This window comes from Petrotoga halophila DSM 16923 (assembly GCF_002924615.1).
Genome location: NZ_JALY01000358.1, coordinates 1 through 3285, shown reverse-complemented (window position 1 = coordinate 3285; position 3285 = coordinate 1). Strand labels below are relative to the sequence as shown.

Below are 3285 nucleotides of genomic sequence, written 5' to 3'. Positions count from 1 at the left end.
ACAAAAGGATCTTCAATAAAAACATCCAAAGGAATTTTATACATTTTGTCTGAATTTGATAATACAATTATTGAATTTAATAAAGTAAATGATACAAACAAAAATGAAATTAACTTTTTATCCACTTGATATCATCTCCCAATAGTCGATGATTTTAACACTTGTTGAAGCATTTTTTATTTCATTTATTCTTTATTATTCCTTTAAGCCACCTGCTGTTAATCCTTTTATTAACTGTTCCTGAAAAATTAGGAAAAATATAAATATTGGTAAAGCTGCTATAACATTTCCAGCCATCGTCACCCCATATTTCATACTGTAAGACCCATAAAATGTTGCCAAACCAATTGGTAGAGTATACATTGAAGAGTCTGACATCACTATTAGAGGCCATAAAAAGTCATTCCAAGAAGAAACAAAACTAAACACTGCAATTGCAATTAAAGAAGGCCTTGCTAATGGAACCATTATTCTAAAAAGAATAAAAAAATCGTTTGCTCCATCGATCCTCGCCGCTTCTTCAAATTCTTTAGGGATTCCCTTGAAAAACTGTGAGACTATTAATACAAACATAGGATTAACCATATAGGGTATAATTAAACCCCAATAAGTATTTAATAAGTTTAAATCTCTTAAAAGTAAATATCGAGGAATCATTATTGCCTGTAAAGGGATCATAACCCCTGCTAACGTAATATAAAATAAAACGGTATTTCCTTTAAACTTTAATCTACCTAAAGAAAACGATGCAAACACAGTAACAACTAATGCCCCTAGGGTAGAAGTTAATGAAATGAAGGCACTATTAAATAACCATCTCAATATACCTGATTGTTCCAATATATATGAATAATTTTCTAAATTTAAATGAGAAGGGGAAAATTTTTGAGTTATTATTTCCAAATCTGTTTTAAAGGCCGAAAGGAACATCCATAATATCGGAAATATATATATAACAAAAATTATAACCGCTATAATAGTTAAAAGTTTTGACCTCTTCAATCTTATTCACCTCCTGTCCGCAGTGTTAATCTAATTTGGATAAAGGCTATTACAAACATTATTGCAAAGAAAAACAAAGCCATAGCTTGCGCATATCCCATTCTAAAGTATCTAAAGCCTTGATCATATATATATTGTATTAACACTCTAGTACTACCCTGAGGTCCTCCCCCAGTCATTATATATACTTGACCAAAAATTTGTAATGATGCTATCGTTTGTAGCACTAAAACTAATGCGTGTGTCCTTTTCAACAAAGGGATAGTTATAAAAATGGTTTTCTGAAATGAATTTGCACCGTCTATCGTAGCCGCTTCATATACTGAATCTGAAATTTCCTGTAATCCGGCTAAATAAAGAATTACATTAAAACCTAACGTCCACCATATCGTAGTCAAAGCAATAGCTGGCATAGCAGTTTTAGGATCTAGTAACCAACCTGTGTAATTAATACCTATTATTTCAAATATCTTATCTATAATTCCGAAATGTGGTTGATACAAAAAAGCCCAAATGCTACATACTATTGTAATAGATAAGACATATGGAAAAAAGAATAACATACGAAAAAGTCTTTTCATATATATTTTGGAATTTAACAACAGAGCCATTAAAAATCCTAAAATAACTAAAAGTGGCACAGTCAATATTACAAAGTAAACCGTGTGCCATAAACTTGACCAAAAAGTTGGATCATTAAACATTTTCGAAAAATTCTGTAAACCAATAAATTGTGGCTCTCCAAATAAATCCCAATCAAAAAAACTCATTCTGAAACCATTTATAAGAGGGTATATTAAAAACAAACCATATAATACGCCAAAGGGTAGAAAGAATAAATATACCTTAATAGAATTTTTCTTCATAAAGACTCACATTCTCAGATTAAAATTAAAGGTTAACTTCTTGAAAAATAACAAATTAACGTGTGTTTTTTTAGATAAATATTATAAAACACAGCATTCCACTGAGACAGTGGAATGCTTTTTTAAATAAAACTATAAAATCATTTAATAACCTCATTAACAGTCCTTATTAGTTCTTCTGCTGCTTTTTCCGGTGTTACTGACCCCAAAACTACACCTTGGCAAAGTTCAACCAATTTATCTTGAACTTCAGCCCAACCTTTAATCTGTGGAATGAAGGCTTGCTCAGCAGATAACATATAATCTTGTCTCAAAGGCAAGCTCAAGAATTCTTCTGATTCTCTCACACTCTTAATAACAGGAATGTGACCTGCTACTGCCCATTCATAAGAATGATTAACTAACCATTCTGCAAATTTTACAGCCGCTTTGACCTTTTCCTCGTTAATTTTTGATCCTTTTGGTACAATTAAAGTATGAGAATCTCCCCATACGTAAGCCTTTTCGGTGGTCGAAAAAGCTGGAACAGGCATGACACCAACTTTATCTAAGACATCCATATCTTCAAATGCAGCCATAGACCATACTCCATCAAAAGTAAAACCCGCTTGATCACTAATAAAAATTGCTCTAGCAGTTTCATAATCTACAAAAGTAGTCAAATCTTTTTCATAAAACTTTAGTATTTCTCCATATGTTTTCTCGGCTATATCCTTTTCTATTATGAAATTTCCATTTTCGTCTTCAATTTGTCCTCCTAGGTTTCTGTAAACAGTCAACCATAATCTTTCACCTAGGCCATTTAGATCTTCTATGATCATCCCATATTTTCCTGTTTCTTCTTTAATTATCTTAGAAAAATTGTATAATTCTTCAAAAGTTTTCGGAAGTAATGGTTCCCCATTTTCAGAAATTAACCCTGCTTCTTGTAATACATTTTTATTGTAATACATAACCAAGGGGTGCGTATCCAAAGGAAGAGCATATAATTGATTATTAAAAGTAGCTGCAGCTCTTATGTTTTCTAGGTAGTCTCTTTTTATTCCTTCAGATACATACTTATCAATTGACACTAACGTTCCTCTTCCAACATAATCAGGCATCTTAGAGAGATGCATAATCGCTAGATCTGGGGGATTTCCACCCACCATGGACGCAAGCAACTTGTTGTAATATTCTCCCCAATCTAAAGGTTGCTGATTCACAAAAATTTCGTTTTGTTCTTTGTTGAACTGATTAACTAGATTCGTCATTATGTGACCTTCTCCACCACTAAACAGAGTCCAAAACGTGATTTCAACCGGCTTCGAAAAACTTAATGTTGAGAAGATCAAACTAACAAACAATAAAATTACAATAAATCTTTTTTTCATTCTTCCACACCTCCATCTATTTAGTATAGATATCGATACCGTGA

General features: G+C 32.0%; 3 protein-coding genes. All 3 read right to left on the bottom strand.

The features are described 5' to 3' along the window. Nucleotides 1-195: 195 nt before the first annotated feature. The 3 genes from AA81_RS14010 to AA81_RS14000 all read right to left on the bottom strand — a co-directional run bounded on the left by AA81_RS14010 (nucleotide 196) and on the right by AA81_RS14000 (nucleotide 3241). Complete coding sequence (locus AA81_RS14010; RefSeq protein ID WP_103899381.1) at nucleotides 196-1002, bottom strand: carbohydrate ABC transporter permease; 807 nt, start codon at nucleotides 1000-1002, stop codon at nucleotides 196-198. A gap of 2 nt (nucleotides 1003-1004) precedes the next feature. Continuing rightward, a complete protein-coding gene (locus AA81_RS14005) occupies nucleotides 1005-1868 on the bottom strand; it encodes a carbohydrate ABC transporter permease (protein ID WP_103899380.1) in 864 nt (287 codons plus the stop codon). Nucleotides 1869-2008: 140 nt separating this feature from the next. Further along, nucleotides 2009-3241 (bottom strand): ABC transporter substrate-binding protein, encoded by a 1233-nt coding sequence (locus tag AA81_RS14000; protein ID WP_103899379.1) that lies wholly within the window; start codon nucleotides 3239-3241, stop codon nucleotides 2009-2011. Nucleotides 3242-3285 lie beyond the last annotated feature (44 nt).